The 16,923-nt window shown below is 60.1% G+C and carries 15 protein-coding genes; 4 read left to right on the forward strand and 11 right to left on the reverse strand.

What is annotated here, in order from left to right:
• Positions 1–62 precede the first annotated feature (62 nt).
• Positions 63–1,283, forward strand: coding sequence for an FtsX-like permease family protein (locus IPP95_12715; protein QQS72031.1), 1,221 nt, complete (start codon positions 63–65; stop codon positions 1,281–1,283).
• Positions 1,284–1,431: 148 nt separating this feature from the next.
• Here the strand turns inward: IPP95_12715 and IPP95_12720 are convergent, their stop codons facing one another.
• From IPP95_12720 to IPP95_12760, 9 genes are all read right to left on the reverse strand, one after another.
• Entirely contained in the window at positions 1,432–1,896 is a 465-nt protein-coding gene (locus IPP95_12720) for a nucleoside deaminase (GenBank protein ID QQS72032.1), read from the reverse strand.
• Positions 1,896–3,659 carry a single-stranded-DNA-specific exonuclease RecJ gene (recJ, locus tag IPP95_12725; GenBank protein ID QQS74267.1) on the reverse strand — a complete coding sequence of 588 codons (1,764 nt, stop codon included), beginning with the start codon at positions 3,657–3,659 and terminating at the stop codon, positions 1,896–1,898. Before recJ ends, IPP95_12720 begins: the two co-directional genes overlap by 1 nt.
• A 183-nt stretch (positions 3,660–3,842) precedes the next feature.
• Positions 3,843–4,718: a polyphosphate kinase 2 family protein gene (locus IPP95_12730; protein ID QQS72033.1), complete on the reverse strand. Its 876-nt coding sequence runs from the start codon at positions 4,716–4,718 to the stop codon at positions 3,843–3,845.
• Between the two features lie 64 nt (positions 4,719–4,782).
• The gene (locus IPP95_12735) at positions 4,783–5,826 is read right to left on the reverse strand and encodes a hypothetical protein (GenBank protein ID QQS72034.1); all 1,044 of its coding nucleotides are present in this window, start codon (positions 5,824–5,826) and stop codon (positions 4,783–4,785) included.
• A 244-nt stretch (positions 5,827–6,070) separates the two neighbouring features.
• On the reverse strand, positions 6,071–6,280 hold the full coding sequence (locus IPP95_12740) for a T9SS type A sorting domain-containing protein (protein ID QQS74268.1): 210 nt from the start codon (positions 6,278–6,280) through the stop codon (positions 6,071–6,073).
• 9 nt (positions 6,281–6,289) lie between these two features.
• The gene (locus IPP95_12745; protein QQS72035.1) at positions 6,290–6,727 is read right to left on the reverse strand and encodes a response regulator transcription factor; all 438 of its coding nucleotides are present in this window, start codon (positions 6,725–6,727) and stop codon (positions 6,290–6,292) included.
• 164 nt (positions 6,728–6,891) lie between these two features.
• Positions 6,892–7,944, reverse strand: a complete 1,053-nt coding sequence (locus IPP95_12750) for a right-handed parallel beta-helix repeat-containing protein (protein QQS72036.1) — start codon at positions 7,942–7,944, stop codon at positions 6,892–6,894.
• Entirely contained in the window at positions 7,941–8,906 is a 966-nt protein-coding gene (locus tag IPP95_12755) for a T9SS type A sorting domain-containing protein (protein QQS72037.1), read from the reverse strand. The genes IPP95_12750 and IPP95_12755 overlap by 4 nt, the downstream gene beginning before the upstream one ends.
• A gap of 3 nt (positions 8,907–8,909) precedes the next feature.
• Positions 8,910–9,953, reverse strand: a complete 1,044-nt coding sequence (locus tag IPP95_12760; protein ID QQS72038.1) for a hypothetical protein — start codon at positions 9,951–9,953, stop codon at positions 8,910–8,912.
• Between the two features lie 205 nt (positions 9,954–10,158).
• Between IPP95_12760 and IPP95_12765 the strand changes: the two genes are divergently transcribed.
• The 3 genes from IPP95_12765 to IPP95_12775 are packed head-to-tail and all read left to right on the forward strand — an operon-like array spanning position 10,159 to position 14,725.
• Complete coding sequence (locus IPP95_12765; protein ID QQS72039.1) at positions 10,159–10,767, forward strand: sigma-70 family RNA polymerase sigma factor; 609 nt, start codon at positions 10,159–10,161, stop codon at positions 10,765–10,767.
• A complete protein-coding gene (locus IPP95_12770; GenBank protein QQS72040.1) occupies positions 10,764–11,498 on the forward strand; it encodes a tetratricopeptide repeat protein in 735 nt (244 codons plus the stop codon). Before IPP95_12765 ends, IPP95_12770 begins: the two co-directional genes overlap by 4 nt.
• A complete protein-coding gene (locus IPP95_12775) occupies positions 11,498–14,725 on the forward strand; it encodes a CHAT domain-containing protein (protein QQS72041.1) in 3,228 nt (1,075 codons plus the stop codon). Before IPP95_12770 ends, IPP95_12775 begins: the two co-directional genes overlap by 1 nt.
• Positions 14,726–14,810: 85 nt before the next feature.
• On the opposite strand, the gene groL is transcribed toward IPP95_12775, so the two are convergent.
• Both groL and groES read right to left on the reverse strand, forming a co-directional pair.
• A complete protein-coding gene (gene groL, locus IPP95_12780; protein ID QQS72042.1) occupies positions 14,811–16,451 on the reverse strand; it encodes a chaperonin GroEL in 1,641 nt (546 codons plus the stop codon).
• A 120-nt stretch (positions 16,452–16,571) separates the two neighbouring features.
• Positions 16,572–16,865 (reverse strand): co-chaperone GroES, encoded by a 294-nt coding sequence (groES, locus tag IPP95_12785; protein QQS72043.1) that lies wholly within the window; start codon positions 16,863–16,865, stop codon positions 16,572–16,574.
• Positions 16,866–16,923: the final 58 nt, after the last annotated feature.

Here is a 16,923-nt window from a genome sequence, read left to right on the forward strand (position 1 = left end):
CTCCTTCATTCTCTCCTGCCCTCTCCCACTATAGTCGCCCCGGTTCACGTTTACTTTGGGGCGTGAACCTCCCGCTCCTCTTCGCCCGCCGCTACCTGCTGGCCAAACGCGGCCGCAATGCGATCAACATCATCACGCTGATCAGCATCGTGGTGGTGGCGGTGGTGACGGCGGCAATGGTCGTGGTGCTCAGCACGCTCAACGGCATCTCCCTGCTGGTGGACACGCTCTACAGCCCTTTTGATCAGGACATCACGATTTCTGCCGCTGTGGGCAAGACCTTCCAGCGCGACAGTCTCGACCTCGCGGTCATCAAGGCTTTGCCCGAGGTGCAGCGGACGAGCTGGGTGATCGAGGAGAACGTACTGCTCCGCTCCGGCGGCCAACAGACGGTGGCCACGATGAAGGGTGTGGAACCGCAGTATCTCGAAATGAGCCGCCTGCCCACGCAGATGTATAGCGGCGATGCCGAGTTCGATGGCGTCACGGGGCCTTTAGTGATCCTGGGCGCGGCTCTGAAAGACGGCCTGGGAGTGCCCAAGGATGATGGCGTCACACGGCCATTGGATGTTGCCGCACTGGTCCGTGGCCGCACGCCGGGCAAGCTGTCCCAGTCCTCGTTCGAGCAGCAACGCGTGGCCGTGGCAGGTGCTTTCACGATCAACTTGGAGTTCGACAACCAGTATATGCTCGCGCCGATCGGTCTGGCGGCCGAGCTATTGCACTACGGCGACGCGGTGAATGCGTTGGAGATCCAAGCGGTGAAAGGGACCGACCCCGAACGGTTGCAACGAAAGATCGAAGCCATAGCCGGTCCGCGTTTCACGGTGAGGACGCGCCACCAGAAGAACGCGCTGATGTACAGCACGAACGCCACGGAGAAGTGGTTCACCTTCATCGTGCTCGCTTTCATCGGGCTCATTGGGGCCTTCAATATAATCGCCTCGCTCACGCTGATGATGATCGAGAAGCGACAGGATATGCGCACGCTCAGTGGCATGGGCGTCACGGAAGGCTTCATCCGCCGCGTGTTCTTTCTGGAAGGCCTGCTGATCGTGCTCGTCGGCACGGTCAGTGGCTTGGTGGTCGGCCTCGGATTGTGCGGCTTACAGGAATGGACCGGCATGGTGTCCTTGCAGGATTCCGTGGTGGAGAGCTATCCCGTGCTGGTCATGTGGACGGATCTCATACTGATCTTCTTCGCCGTGATGGCCATAGGAACGCTCGCGGCCTGGGTGCCGTTGCGAAGCTTGAGCCGGAGGTATTTGGCTGCTTCGCAGTAGTTGTCAGTTGTTAGTTGTCCGTTGTCAGGATTATCTGGATCTTCTGTACCACCCTGCGCATTCAGTATTTCCTATGGGCAGCTGACCACGTTCCGGAGGCGCGATCGCCGAGAGTGACCTGACAACAACCAACTGACAACGGACAACTCTATTTCAGTGACCTCTTCTTCTTGAAGAACGCTTTCATCAGGTCCGCACAGGCAGGTTCCAATACACCGCCGGTCACTTCGGTCTTCGGGTGCAGGAGCATGTGGCCCACGCGGCGGTACCCGGCTTTCTCGTCGAAAGCGCCGAAGACGATGCGGCCGATATGGCCCCATGCCAATGCTCCAGCGCACATCACGCACGGTTCCACGGTCACGTACAGCGTGCAGTCCTGCAGGTACTTGCCGCCGATATGTTCCGCAGCTGCCGTGATGGCCTGCATTTCCGCGTGCGCGGTGACGTCATTGAGCCGCTCGGTGAGGTTGTGGCCGCGAGCGATGATGCGGTCGCTGGCCACGATCACCGCGCCGATGGGCACCTCGTCCGCCGCAAAGGCCTGCTCCGCCTCGCGCAGCGCGTGCCGCATCCAATGTTCGTCGTCGTGGGGAGGAAGTAAGGCTTCCGGCATCAGGCGGTGGCCGTTTCCATGGTGGCGCCCTCTTCGTCCTCGAGCACGCCCGCGATCCCCGGTTTGATGTCCTTCACGCTCAGCTGCGTGGAAACCTTGCCCTGCCAGTGGTTCTGCTCGATCGCATAAAGCATGCTGAACGGCTCGCCGGAGCGCAGCAGGTCGAAGTGCTCGCCTTGGCGGAAGGCGATCGCATCCAGCTCGACCTTCGGAGACTTCGGATGGGCCACCTTGAATTTCAAATGGTCACCGCCGGTGCCGAGAAGTCGCACGTCCTTGGCGATCACGCCGCGCGTAAGGAACACCGGTTTCATGTTGCAGGGACCGAATGGCTCCATGCCATCAATACCGCGGATGAACGGCGGCTGGATCTCCGACAGGCCGATCTCCAGGTCCACCTCCTCCTCAGGGATGCGCATGGAAGGCTCAATTGTTTCACGCACTACTTCCTCAAATCGCAGGCGGAAGGCTTCCACGTTCTCCGGCTTCATGGTGAGGCCGGCCGCATACATGTGTCCGCCATATTGCTCCAGCAGATCGCTGCATGCCCCGATGGCGTCGTGGACGTTGAAGCCCTTCACGCTGCGCGCGCTGCCGCTCACCTTGCCGTTGCTCTCCGTGAGCACCACCGTGGGGCGATAGTGCTGTTCGATAAGCCGTGAGGCCACGATGCCCACCACGCCCTTGTGCCAGTTCGGGTTGAACACCACGGTGCTCCAGGATCCCTTCAGGAAGGCATCGGTCTCGAAGAGCTCAAGAGCTTCCTCCGTGATCGACTTGTCCAGGTCCTGCCGTGCGGAGTTGTTCCCGTCGACGCGTCGCCCGATGTTCTCCGCCTCATTGTCCGTCTTGGCCAGCAACAGTTCCACCGCTTGCTGCCCGTGCTCGATCCGCCCGGCCGCGTTGATCCGGGGGCCCAGCACAAAGACGAGGTCCATGATGGAAAGCCGGCGCTTGAAATTGGACATCCCCAGGATCGCCTTGATCCCCGGCCGGGGTTCCCTGTCGTTCAAGCCCTTCAACCCGAAATGGGCGAGGGTGCGGTTCTCCCCGTCCAGCGGCACGATGTCGCAACCTATGCTCACAGCCACCAGGTCCAGCAATTCCCCGACCTCACCGAACGGCATGTCGTTCTGCTGCGCGAAGGCCTGCATCAACTTGAAGCCGATGCCGCAACCGCTGAGTTCCTTGAACGGGTAGGCGCAATCGGAGCGCTTGGGGTCGAGCACGGCGACCGCATCCGGTATGGTTTCGCCAGGCAGGTGGTGGTCACAGATGATGAAGTCGATGCCTCTCTCATTGGCATAGGCCACCTTGTCCACGGACTTAATTCCACAGTCCAGCGCGATGATCAGCGATATGCCTTTCTCTGCGGCGCGATCGATGCCGAGCGAGGATATACCATAGCCTTCCGCATAGCGGTCGGGGATGTAGTACATGATGTCACCCGTGCAGCGCGATAGCACGCTGTAAACAAGGGCCACTGAAGTGGTGCCGTCCACATCGTAGTCGCCGTAGACCATGATGCCTTCCTTGTCGCGCAACGCCTGATTGATCCGTTCCACCGCACGGTCCATGTCCTTCATCAGGAAGGGGTCGTGCAGATGTTCAATGCGCGGGTGGTAAAAGCCCTTGGCCTCTGCGGGAGTGTGTATCCCCCGCTGTGCGAGCAGGGTCGCGAGCTCCGGCGTGCTGCGCGTGTGCGTCAGCCCGGCCACCACCTCCGGGTCCACCGGAGGCTTCAATCTCCATCGCTTGGTCATTGCGGACATGCGTGCAAGTTACCGTTGCCGGTGATTTCTACCGCAAAGGACGCGAAGAACACGAAGAGGTGCGCTGCTGGCGTCCGGTCTCCGTTACGGACAGGTGCTTCTCTCTGCGCTTAACGTTCCGCCCTTTCTTCGTGTACTTCGCGTCCTTCGTGGTAGTCCTTCAGAGGTCCTCCTTCATTCTGCGTTCAACGCCTTCGCCACCTCCGGTAATTCCGCAGCGGCCTTATCGCTCATTGTCGGGATCTGCGGGTCCATCGCCTCCAATTGTTCGCGCACTGCACGGCAAATGATGGCTCGCGTCTCCCACTGGTCGTCCGCCGGAACGATATACCATGGTGCATGGCTTGCGGATGTGGCGCAAATGGCCGCTTCGTAGGCCGCCATGTATTCATCCCAATGGCCCCGTTCCTTCACGTCGCCCATGCTGAATTTCCAGTTCTTTTCCGGGTCTTCGATGCGTTCCAAGAACCGCTCTTTCTGCGCTTCACGCCCCATGTGCAAGTAGAACTTCATAATGGTGGTGCCTTGGCGTGAAAGATGTTCCTCGAAGTTGCGGATGCTGGCGTAGCGCGCTTCCCAGAAGTCCTTGCCGGGGTCATTCCCAGAGGTGATGCCGGGGAGATGCTGGCCCACCAAGTATTCCGGATGCACTTTTACCACGAGCACCTCCTCGTAGTGGCTGCGGTTGTGGACGCCGAACATGCCCGTGGAAGGGGTGGCTTTCGCATGGCGCCAGAGGAAGTCATGGGCCAGCTCATCGGTGGTCGGCGCCTTGAAGCTGGTCACACGGCACCCTTGCGGATTCACATCGCCCAGTACCCGCGCGATGCAGCTGTCCTTTCCGGCGGCGTCCATCGCCTGGAAGATCAACAGCAGCGACCGGTTGTTCTCCGCGTACAGCTTGTCCTGCAATTTGCCGATCTGCTTCGCGTCCTGCTTCACGGAGTCCTTCAGGTCATCCTTTGTGAACGTTTTCACCAATTGCGTGGGATGGTCCGCCAGCTTGAACATGCTGCCAGCAGTAATGCGGAAGTCGTGGGGATCGATCATGATCTGCAAAGTAAGCGGGCGATCATCCTTTCGACGGCTACAACCCGTTGTTCCCCGCGGGGAACTATTCCCGGACAACGCGGAGCAGGTCGTCCTCCTTCAGCGAGGTCTTCAGCAACAGCGGTGTCCGTTTCAGTCCATTGCGTACTACGCAACTGGCGGTGTTGGGCGGTACGCGGCCCTCGTTGTGCGCGACGATCGTAATGGCATTCTCGCCCGGGAGCAGGTCCATGCGTACTTTTTTCCTTCGCTTGGTAAGGGCCATGCCGACATAGACGGGCCTATCGTTCAGGAACACCGAAATGGTGTCACCGTCCACTTCGGCATTGTCCCAGAAGAGCAGGCTGATGCGTGTGCGTTTGGTGTGGAAGGTGGCCACGCTGTCCGTTGTGCGGTCGGCATATTCCAGATCGGGCATGGGCCTGTTCAGGGGCTTCGGTTTTTTCTTTTTGAAGCCGTATTCAAAGCGGATCGCCACGCCGACATAGTTGCCCGTGCCCTGTGCCATGGCGCGGGAACCGGATGTGCGCAGGGTGGTGGTGATCGCATGCGGATCACCGAGGTTCAATTGGTATTTCAACAGCACTTCCGCACGGTGCCGGCCTATCCGTTTGGACAAGCCAACTTCCGGAGCGATGAACGGGAGGTAATGGTCCGAGGATCTTGACACCGCGTTCAGCGAGCCTTCCACGGTCTGTATCGAATCACCGTGATAGAAGGTGTTCCCAATGCCCAGTCCGAAGCTCCAGCTCATGTGATGCCGCTCAGAAAGCGGGAGCAGTTTGAAGAACCGACCCTCTGCGCGCCAACTGAGCAGGGTGATGCTATAGGATGCGTCCGTGTTGGAAAAGTTGTAATTGTCCGCTTGGTACCCGCCTTCCATGCCGATGCCCCAATTCTCCTTTCGCGTGACGGTGAGGCCCGTGTTGAGCGAGATCACAGGGCCGATGCTTTGTTGGAACTCCAGCCCCGAGAGGTTGTACAAATGCGCGAAGTTGACCCCCACGGTCACGGACAGCGGTACGCGGAAATGCCAATTGCGGTCCGGGAGGCCCTGTGCCCTCAAGGTCTGTGGAAGGAGCACCAACAGAAAGAGGAGGATGCGCATGGTTGGGACAGGCATGATCTTTCCGAAGTGTTCCGGCAAAAGAACGCCTTTGCGAAGGAACGGATCCCTTGGGTTTCAGGTGCCGGCGGGTCTGGCCGACCAACCGGACCGCCTTGTCAGGAGCATGCACCCTCCACTTTTCAACAAGAAGCAAAGGGGCTGCCTTCTTTTGAGACAGCCCCTTTGCGTTCTGATCGGACTTCGGCTCAGCGCCTCCGTCGAGGTGGCAGCCGGGACCTGGGGTCTACTTGATGATGCTCAACCGCTGCACGGTCTTCTTCCCGTTCACCGTAATGTTCACCATATAGACCCCGCTGGCGATGTCGCCCGGCAGGTCGAGGATGGTTGTGAAACGCTCCCCACTGTTGCCGAACTCCTTGGCGAAGACCTGCTTGCCGAAGATGTTCTGGATGTCCAGGATGATCCGCTCCGGTTCCAGTACCGTTTGTGCGATGCCGAAGGCTCACGCCGCCACCAGCCCCTCATGGATCGCCTTTGCCACGGCGGCGGTATTGTTGTTCACCTGCATCTTTTGGTAGATGCACTTCATGTGGCTGCGCACGGTCTCGAAGCTGATGCGGAGCTCCGCTGCGATCATCTTATAGCTCAGGCCGTCCACCAAGGCGCGCAGCACGTCCAGCTCACGCGGGCTGAGCCGATGTTCCTTGGCGACCGCGCATTCCGGGCGTAGCTGCACGGTGACGCGGCGGACTCCGGTCGCGGGCTTGCGGCCGTTGCGCAGCTCCTCCACGGTGCGCATCAGGTCTTCCTGGTTGTCGCCTTGCAGAATGTACCCGACGGTGCCGGCGTTCAACTTTTCGTCCGTGAGCTCGTTATCTCCCAGAACGGCAACGACCACCAATGTTCGTTGCGCGCGATCATTTGTTGTAGGAAGGTCCATGGCGGTGGGCTTTTCCTCTATATCGGGGAAAGCTGTAGGATGTGAACGATCCCGGACGGTCTTTTTTAAGGATCGTCCGGGAGCGTGTTGTTCAATTGGGCATCGAATGCACCCATGCGGAAGGTCAACAAGCGACATCTTCGCTTGGCTGACCGACCAGATACTCAGTTTGGTTGCACCGCCACCTTCACGTTCATCAGCAATTCGCCGTTCGGTTCAGTGCCTTTCGCCACGTCCACTTGCCGGAAGTGCGGCACATGCGGTACCGCGCCGGGTTTGTAGGGAGGGGAGCCACCGTATAGCCCGATGCCGTTCTGAGCACCACCGGCCAAGTGTACGTCATCCGTGAACTGGTAAAAGTCGTCTACCTCGTTCACGAAAATTCCCGTAGGGCTTTGGTTCAGGAAATTGCCGACCGATATAGTGTCCTGGGAATTGCTGAATACCTGGGAAGCGGAGACGATGCAGTTGGACACCGTCGTGTTGTTGCTCTGCCAGACCGGGGGGCCATTGGTACGGGTGAACACACAGTTGGAGATGGTCGCGAAGTGGCACGCATCGGTCTTCCCACCCAGCACGATGCTATTCAACAAGCTCAGTCCGGAGGGACGGAAGGTCACGATCATGCCACCGGTGCCTGGGCTATGATCGAAGATGCAGCGGTTCACCACGCTCGTGCCGCCATTCCCACGAAGTACCCCGTGGAAGATGCATTCGGTGAACGTACTGCTGGAGTTCGAAGGTTCTTCAACACCGAGACTAACTTCCTTCTGGAACATGCAGCGCAGAAAATCCACGCCTGTTACCACTTGATCGCCGGGGCCGGTGCCTAAGGAAAAGGTCGTACCACCTTCGGTATAGAACCAGATCCCGGTAAAGGAGGTCCCCGAAGCACCGGAAGTCAGTGCGAAAAGGTCGCTCCCCGTGGCGGTGAAGATGGTTGCTCCGGTCGCGTTCGTGCTATCCGTGTGGATCCCGGCACCGACGAAATGCAAGGGCTTGTCCAGTGCGAAGCCACCGGGTACGTGGAACGAACCACCACTCAGCGTGATGTTGCTGTTCTCCGGAGCTGCTAGGATAGCCTCGTTCAGATCGCTGAATACTTGTGGTGGTGCAATGCCGTCCACCACAATGCGGGGAAGTTGCGCCATTGTGGATATCGTCATTGCGCTGAACGCGATGCACGATACGATGGAAGGAAGAAGGGTGATCCTCATTGCTTGATGAATGGAAGGGTGATGGCACGGGCTGAAGAAATGATCCGAAGGGTGTACACGCCTGCGGGGAATGCGGAGGTGTCCCAGGTGCGATGCGCAAGTCCTGTTACGCTCCAATTCGTGGGAGCTTCTACTACGCGCCCGGAGGCATCGAGCAGGCTTACTTCCATGTCCGTGAAGGTTTGTGCGTCCACGCGAAGGGTCAGTTGGTCCTGCACCGGATTCGGGAACACGAGCAGGCTGTTCACACCCGGCAGTTCATCGATGCCGACGTAGACCGTTACGGTCGTCGTTATCGGAACGCTCCAACCCTCCGCCTCGTCGCGGAAGCGGATGGTGAAGGTGTGATCACCGGGCGGCGTGTTCAGGGGTAGGTCGCTGATGAGGTCAACCACCGTGGCAGGCCCGACCGGGTTCATCACCCGGTCGGCCACCTGGTCATCGATCCAATACTCGTAGCCGGTGATCATGCCGCCGCCACGTGCCATGGTGGTGGTGTAGGGCACGCTCCATTCGCCACGATCGTCGAGGCCACGGATCGTCACGTTGTGCAGGCCGAGAGGCAGGTCGCTGGCGTCAAGCGATGCCGTCAGGTCGATCTCCGCAGCGGGTGTCACGTCCAGCGTGGAGGCTGAACCAGCATCATCGCCGAACCAGTATTGCAGCGCGGTGATGGTGCCGCCCTTCTGGCTGAAGACGCTGGTGTAGGGTGAGGACCAATGCACATCGGCGTCACGGAACTGTACGGTCACCGTGTGGTACCCGATCGCAAGTCCTGCGCTGTTCATGCTGATCTGTGCGTCCACCACGGGCGTCGGCGATAGTGATACGGTTACCAGGTCCGCAATGGCATCATCGAACCAATAGCGGTAGCCGGTGATGTTCTGCGCTTGCGTTGCGCTCAGCAGCAGCCCCAAGGCAGCGCAAAGCAGCAAGCGTTGAGTGTTTCGTTCGTTGCGCATGGCTTACTGAGGTTGGGCCGCCATGCGGATGTTCACGGGAAGTTCGCTGTTGCCGTTTGTAGCACCACCGATATCGGCAGCACGGTAGTGCGGGTTGTAAGGCGAAGCCCCTTCCTTGTATGGGGAACCGCCGCCGTAGATGCCGATGTCCCGTCCGTCGTTGCCGGCACCCACGCCGGGGCTGGTAGGGTCCATGTGCAGGTCATCGTCGAAGCTGTACACTCCGTTGGCCTCGTTCACGAAAATGGAACCCGCAGCCTGGCCGTAGATGTTGTTCGATTCCTGGTTGCCACTGGAATTGCTGAACATTCCATTGCCCGTGACCAAACAGTTGCTGATCTGCACGCCGCCAACCTGCCAAAGTGGGGCGCCATTGTATGTGAACACACAGTTCTGCACGATCGCATTTCCGGAGTTCTGGAGCCGTGCATCGAGCACGACACTGTTGCGAATGATCAATCCTGAAGGGCGGAAAAGGCTCAAGGTCGCCCCGTCCAGGATGGAGTTCGTGATCACGGCGTTGCTCGCACCTCCGGTGATCGTGCCCCGGAAGATGCATTCATCGAAACTGCTGCTGGCAGAAGCTCCTTCTTCGATGGCCATACCGATGGCCTTGGCGAAAGCGCATCGCTGGAAGATCAGGTCCTTCGGGTCATCGTCGTTCGGGTCCGTACCGTATTGGATGTTGCCTCCGGGGTTGAAGTTGATCCCCGTGAACGTGCTTCCGCCGGCCTCAGTGAGAATGGTGATCCGCGTGCTGCCACCGGTCGACAACGTGGTGACGCCGGTCACGTTCGCAGTGTCCGGGCTGATGCCCGCGCCGATGAAGTGCAGGGGCTTATCGATGGTGATGCCCGCCGCTTCAAGGAATGTCCCGCCGCTGAAGTAGAGCTTATCGTTGGGCTGTGCGGCCGTTAGGGCTTCGTTCACGGTGGTGAACACCTGTGGGGTGCCGCCGCTCTGTAGAATGATGCGTGGGAGTTGGGCGTGCAGGCTGCCCGCGACCAAGATGACCGAGGAGAATAGGACGAGTGTTCGTGTTCGCATGATCGCGCGGATTTTGTTGGTTTCGGCGGTATATCGGAGAGCAGTACCGGATGTGAACGATCAACCTGAAAAATCCATGGACCGGCCAGATCCAAGCTCGGCTGTTCACATTCGCCGCATACCTCGATGTAGGGTTGGTCACGGTCGCCAATGGCCGTGGAATTCCGTTGCCAGATGGACATCGCACCTCTTTCGCCGTATTATCGTGGTCAATTCCCCCATTTCCGTGGAACGGCCCACAGCACCCCATACCCATTCACCGCCAACTTGGGTGGACGGATTGCTGCGGAACGACCCGACGGTAATCCGGTCGCTGTATGCGGTTCATTACTCCGCCGTGCGGCAGTACGTCCTGAAGAACAGCGGCACCGCCGACGATGCGCAGGACGTGTTCCAGGATGCCGTGACGGTCTTATGGATGCAGGTAAAGGAGGGCCGGTTCAATACGAATGCGGAACCCGATCCCGGCGGCTTCCTGTTCCGGGTGGCGAAATTCAAATGGCTGGACGTGGTAAGGTCCGCAGCACATCGTAACATGAGGGTGCTGCATAACGAAAACTCCGTCCCTCATGTGCTCGAGGGCGATCACGACATCGAGGAACGCATCCTGCGCTTGCGCGAGGTCTATGGCAAGCTCGATGACAAGTGCCGGCAAGTGCTGGACCAGTTCTATTTCGAGCGGAAGGACCTCGCCAGCATCGCCGCGGACATGGGCGTGGAAGAAGAGAGCATCCGCACCATCAAGTACCGCTGCATGATGAAGTTGAGGGCATTCCGCCGGACCATCGGCGGCGAAGAACGAAAAGCAAAATGAGCGAAGCCGCATTGCACAAGGACCGGTTCGAGGCCATCGAGGCCTTTCTGCTCGGCACCATGTCCCCGGAGGCACGCTACCGGTTCGAGCAGGAACTGACAGCCGATGTTGCGTTGCGCGAAGAAGTGGAGCTGCAGCGGGAGAACACTCTTGCCGTGGAACTTGCGGGCATCACGCGCACGCTGCAAGCTGCACGGGGCGAGCATCGCGGAGCCGGCCCGGCATCCGGAGGCGGCAACTGGACGACCTACCTGAAATACGCCGCCATGGTGGCCGTGCTCGTCCTTGGCGCCGTCTGGTGGTCGACCAGACCTACTGAGAACGAGCGCCTCTTCGCGGAATACTATGTGGAGGATCCCGGCCTGCCCGTGCCCATGAGCGCGGTGAACGATCCCGTGTTCCAGGACGCCATGGTGGCATACAAGCTCGGCGACTTCGCCGAGGCGCGTACCAAATGGGGCAACCTCCTGCAAGCGGATCCTGGCAACGACACGCTGCGCTTCTACATCGCCAATGCCTACGTTGCTGAAGGGGACGCGAAGGCGGCGATCCCGTTGTTCCAGGCCGTCGCGGACGCACCCTCTTCGGCATTCCACGACAAAGCCCGCTGGTACCTTGTTCTCGCTTATTTGCATGAGGGGCGGTTGAACGAGCTTCCCGATACGATCCTGGAGAACGATCCTGTATACGGCGAGCGGGTGCGCGCCATCCGGTCGCGAATTCATTCCTGATGCGTCGCTTGCTGCTCCTGCTGGCGATATGCGCTTCGATGGGAGCGGGGGCACAGGAACTGGCACGCCGCCACGCGCTGATCGACACAGCGTACAAGGCCGATCGCCATGCCGAGGTGGCGCGCTTGATCGACTTGCAGCTGAAGGAGGCGGTAGGCACGCCTTGGGAGGACTCCCTCCACTTGTACGTGTACAAATACGGCCGGGCTTGCCGCAAGCTGAAAGATGCCGATGCCGGCGTGGCGGCCGCCGAACGTGTCTGCGCATTGGTGAAACGGCGCGGCGATCCGGAACATGAGCTGGCAGCACTCTTCGACCTGAGCTGGATCTACTATGAAGTAGGCCGGATGAAGGAAAGCCTGCGCGTGGATTCCACGGCCGTACAGGTAGCCGAAGGCGCGCCGGAGATCCCGCTTTCGGAACGCGGACGCGCGTGCCAGTATGTTGCGTTCGATCATTCCGTGCTGGGCGATCACGCCAGCTCGGCGAAGTATGCGTTGATGGCATTGGCCCACTATGGGAAAGCGGATTCGATCCCGCCGACGCAATGGTCTGAATCCTACAACGCCGTGGGCACCGCATACCTGCACATGGGCAAGGTGAACGATGCGGGGCTTTACCTCAACAAGGCGTTGGATGCCTTGGGCGACGGCACCTCGGAGGCCATCCTCACCCGCAAGGCCAGTACTTGCGGCAACCTTGGCGTGCTGTGGCAGGGTGCGGGGGACTATGCCCGCAGCAAGATACATTACTATGAAGGCCTGCAGATCCTGGACTATCTCATCGCACGGACCACGGATCCCGCCATGCGGGACGAGGCCATCGTGAACCGGTCGCGGGGGTACGTCAACCTCGCAACGGTGTACCATCAGTACGGCGACGAGGGCCGCGCCCTTGAATTGCTGCAAATGGCCTGGAACGACCGCAGCAAAGTGCTGGAAGCGGACGACCCGCAACTGTTGGCGGTGCGGGAACGCATGGCCGACGTGGAACTTGCCGCCGGCGATCTCGGAAAGGCTGAAGAACTCACGCGTAATTACCTGCTTGCCTGCGAACGGAAATTCGGGAAGCAGAGCGAGGAGTACATCCGCGTTTGCTCCAAGCTTGGCGACATCGCGCTGCGCATGGGGAATGCCGCAAGGGCTGATTCACTCTTCAGCGCGAGCATCGCCGCAGGCTACCTGAACACGGACGCCAACATCAACGGCATACTCGCCACCACCTTGCAGACCCGGGCGCGTATGCACGAGGGTGAAGGCCGGAATGAGCAAGCGCTGAACGACCTATTACGGGCCAGGGACATTTTGGTGAACATAAACGGACCCGCGCATTACAAAGTGGCGAGCAGCGACGTACTACTGGCGGAAGCGGCCTTCGGGCAGGGTGATCCCGATGCCGCTCTGGCCCATTCCCGGCAGGCGTTGGACCTGTTGCAGGACCGCATAACATCGCTCCAAGCCACCAATGCCCCGCAAACCTTCAACGACCCGCACATCCTCCCGGACGCCATCTATTGGAAGGTGCGTTCGGAACGAAAGATCGCCGGCCCCGGGAAAGTAGGGAAGGAGTGGAACGACGACTTGGACCTCGCGATCCGGGCATTGGAGAGGAACAAGGCCGCCGTGCGCGATGAAGCCTCGAAACTGTTGCTCATCGCCGCCCAAAAGAACTTGTTCGACCTGGCCTTGGACGTGGCTGATGATCGCTACGCCGGTTCCGGAACGGACGCCGACCTGGAACGATTCATCAACATTTCCGAGGCCGACCGCTCCATCTTGTTGAAGGACCGGCTCAATGGCTTCGCGGGGCTGCATTTTGCCGGCGTGCCCGATTCCGTCACGGCACGCGAACAAGAACTGTACACGGCCCTCGACTTGGACCCGGAAGACCGTGCCGTCACAACGGACATGGCCCGGCGCGAAAAGGCCTATGCGGAGTTTCTCACGGACCTGGAACGGAATTATCCCGATTACTTCAACCTGCGTTATGGCGAACCGCAGCTGACTTTAGCGGACATCCACAAAAAGCTGCTGACCCCACAACGGCAATTACTGGGCTATGCCAATTCCGGCGAGTACTTGTACGCATGGGTGTCGAGCCTGGAGGGCGATACCGTTATCCGTCTGGCCAGTGCCGATATCGGCGATGCCGTGAAGGCGTTGAACACCGCGATCATGGCGAGGACCACCGGGCCTTATGCCGAGGCCGCCTATCGACTGTACCAGCTGGCCATCGCCCCGGTGGAGCACCTGCTCACCAGGCCCGAACTCCTCATCATCCCCGACGGTCCGTTGCATGCCGTGAACTTCGAGACCTTGCTGACGCGGCCCGGTACCAAGGGGTTCCGGGATCACCTGCTGATCCAACGGCACACGATCGCCTACCTGCTCAGCGCTACCACGGCACTGCAATTCGCCGAAATGTCCCGGGAACGCTCCAAAGGCGTGCTCGCCATCGCGCCCGGCTTCACCGACCAGCTGAAGCAGAACTATCTCTCAGGCGTCAAGGACTCAACGCTTGTGGACCGCGACTATCTTCATTTCGTCCGCCAACCGTTCGCTGAACGCACGGTGCAGGCTCTGGGCACCTCCCTCTCCGCACAGGTGTTGACCGGGAATGCTGCCAGCGAAGGGGCGTTCCGTGAAGCGGCTTCACGGTACGGCATCCTGCACTTGGGCACCCATGCGGAAATGAACGCCACCTCGCCCATGTATTCGCGACTGGTCCTGACCAAGGACGGCGGTGAGTTGGATCCCGATGATGATGGCTACCTCCACGCCTACGAGATCTATGAGCTCGACCTGCGGGCACAACTTGCGGTGCTTACCGCCTGTGCCACCGGAACCGGAAAGGAAGATGCCGGCGAAGGTGTGCGTTCCTTGGGGTACGCCTTTGCCTATTCCGGTTGTCCCAGCTTGGTGGTCTCGCTGTGGAACATCGATGAAAAGGTGAGCGCGGAGATCATCGCAAAGTTCTATGAGCACTTGGCGGACGGCATGCCGAAGCACAAAGCCTTACGCCAGGCCAAATTGGATTTCTTGGCCAAAGCACCGGATGAACTCGGCCTTCCGTATTACTGGGCAGGCATGGTGCTGGTGGGGGATGTTGAACCCGTGGCACTGGGCCGCACGGGATGGCCCATTTGGGCATGGGCCGTCATAGCAGGGGCGCTGCTATGCCTGTTCTGGTGGCGGAGGAGAATGAGAACGGCTCCTTCCCGCTCCTGAACGGCCACTTCATTTTTCTCAAGGCGGAAAAGCAGAAGCCCCGACCTTCCGGCCGGGGCTTCCACAACTTGGTACGGGGACCGGCTTACATCATGCCGCCCATCCCTCCCATGCCGCTCATATCGGGCATGGCAGGGGCCTTCTCTTCCTTCTCATCGCTGATCACGCACTCGGTGGTGAGGAGCATGGAAGCGATCGAAGCTGCGTTCTCAAGCGCCACGCGGGTCACCTTGGTGGGGTCGATCACACCTGCTGCGAGCAGGTTCTCGTACACCTCGGTGCGGGCGTTGAAGCCGAAGTCGGCCTTTCCGTCGCGCACTTTCTGCACTACGATGCTGCCTTCCATGCCGGCGTTGGCCACGATCTGGCGCAACGGCTCCTCCAGTGCGCGGCGCACGATGGCGATACCGGTGGTCTCATCGGCATTCTCGCCTTCCATCTTCTCCAGTGACTTCTGGGCGCGGATGTAGGCCACTCCGCCACCGGCGACGATGCCTTCCTCCACGGCCGCACGGGTGGCGTGCAGGGCGTCGTCCACGCGGTCCTTCTTCTCCTTCATCTCCACCTCGGTGGCCGCACCGATGTACAGCACGGCAACGCCGCCTGCGAGCTTGGCAAGGCGCTCCTGGAGCTTCTCCTTGTCGTAATCGCTGGTGGTGTTCTCGATCTGTGCTTTGATCTGCGCCACGCGTCCTACGATGTCGGCCTTCTTGCCGGCACCGTTCACGATGGTGGTGTTGTCCTTGTCGATGCTGATCTTCTCGGCGGTACCCAACATGGTGAGGTCGGCGTTCTCCAGCTTGAAGCCACGCTCCTCGCTGATCACGGTGCCTCCGGTGAGGATGGCGAGGTCTTCCAGCATGGCCTTGCGGCGGTCGCCGAAGCCAGGGGCTTTCACTGCGCACACTTTCAGGGCGCCGCGGATCTTGTTCACCACCAAGGTGGCGAGGGCTTCACCGTCCACGTCCTCGCTGATGATCAGCAGGGGCTTGCCGGTCTGGGCGCTCTTTTCCAAGATGGGGAGCAGCTCCTTCATGGTGCTGATCTTCTTGTCGTAGATCAGGATGTAGGGATTCTCCAGCTCGACCTCCATCTTCTCCGCGTTGGTCACGAAGTAGGGGCTGAGATAGCCGCGGTCGAACTGCATGCCTTCCACGATCTCCACTGTGGTGTCGGTGCCTTTGGCCTCCTCCACGGTGATCACGCCTTCTTTCTTCACCTTGGCCATGGCCTCGGCGATGAGGGTGCCGATAGTGTCGTCGTTGTTGGCGCTGATGCTGGCGACCTGCTTGATCTTGGCATTGTCGTCACCCACGGCCTTGCTCATTTTCTTCAGGTCGGCCACCACGGCGGCAACGGCCTTGTCAATGCCGCGCTTGAGGTCCATCGGGTTGGCACCGGCGGCCACGTTCTTCAACCCGGCGGTAACGATGGCCTGGGCCAGTACCGTAGCGGTGGTGGTGCCGTCGCCGGCGATGTCGGCGGTCTTGCTGGCCACTTCCTTCAGCATCTGGGCGCCCATGTTCTCCACGGGGTCCTTCAGCTCGATCTCCTTGGCCACGGTCACGCCGTCCTTGGTCACCTGAGGGGCGCCGAATTTTTTGTCGATGATGACATTACGGCCTTTGGGGCCGAGGGTCACCTTCACGGCGTTCGCGAGTTGGTCCACTCCACGTTTCAGGCGGTCGCGGGCGTCTACTTCGAATTGGATCTTCTTTGCTGCCATTTTCTTTTTCTGTTTTGGAGTCGGGCGCGAGATCTCGCGCCCTTACTGGTTTTTCTCTGAGCCGGGGCGCGAGATCTCACGCCCTTGCGTGTTGGGGCGATGCATGCATCGCCCTTGCACTCAGCTCAGCACTGCGTAGATGTCGCTCTCGCGCATGATCATGTAGTCCTTGCCCTCGAGGTTGAGCTCGGTGCCGCTGTACTTGCCGTACAGGATGCTGTCGCCCACCTTCACGCTCAAGGGGGTCACCTTGCCGTCATCGGCCACACGGCCGGTGCCGATGGCGATGACCTTGCCACGCTGCGGCTTCTCTTTCGCGGTATCGGGGATGATGATACCACCTTTGGTGGTCTCTTCAGCGGCTGCGGCTTCTACGAGTACGCGATCGGCCAGGGGCTTCACTTTGGTCGCCATGTTTTGTTGGGTTATTGGGATGATTTACGGATGCGCGTTCAACGATCACCGTGCCATT

It is taken from the genome of Flavobacteriales bacterium (assembly GCA_016700415.1).
Classification (GTDB): Bacteria; Bacteroidota; Bacteroidia; order Flavobacteriales_F; family PHOS-HE28; genus PHOS-HE28.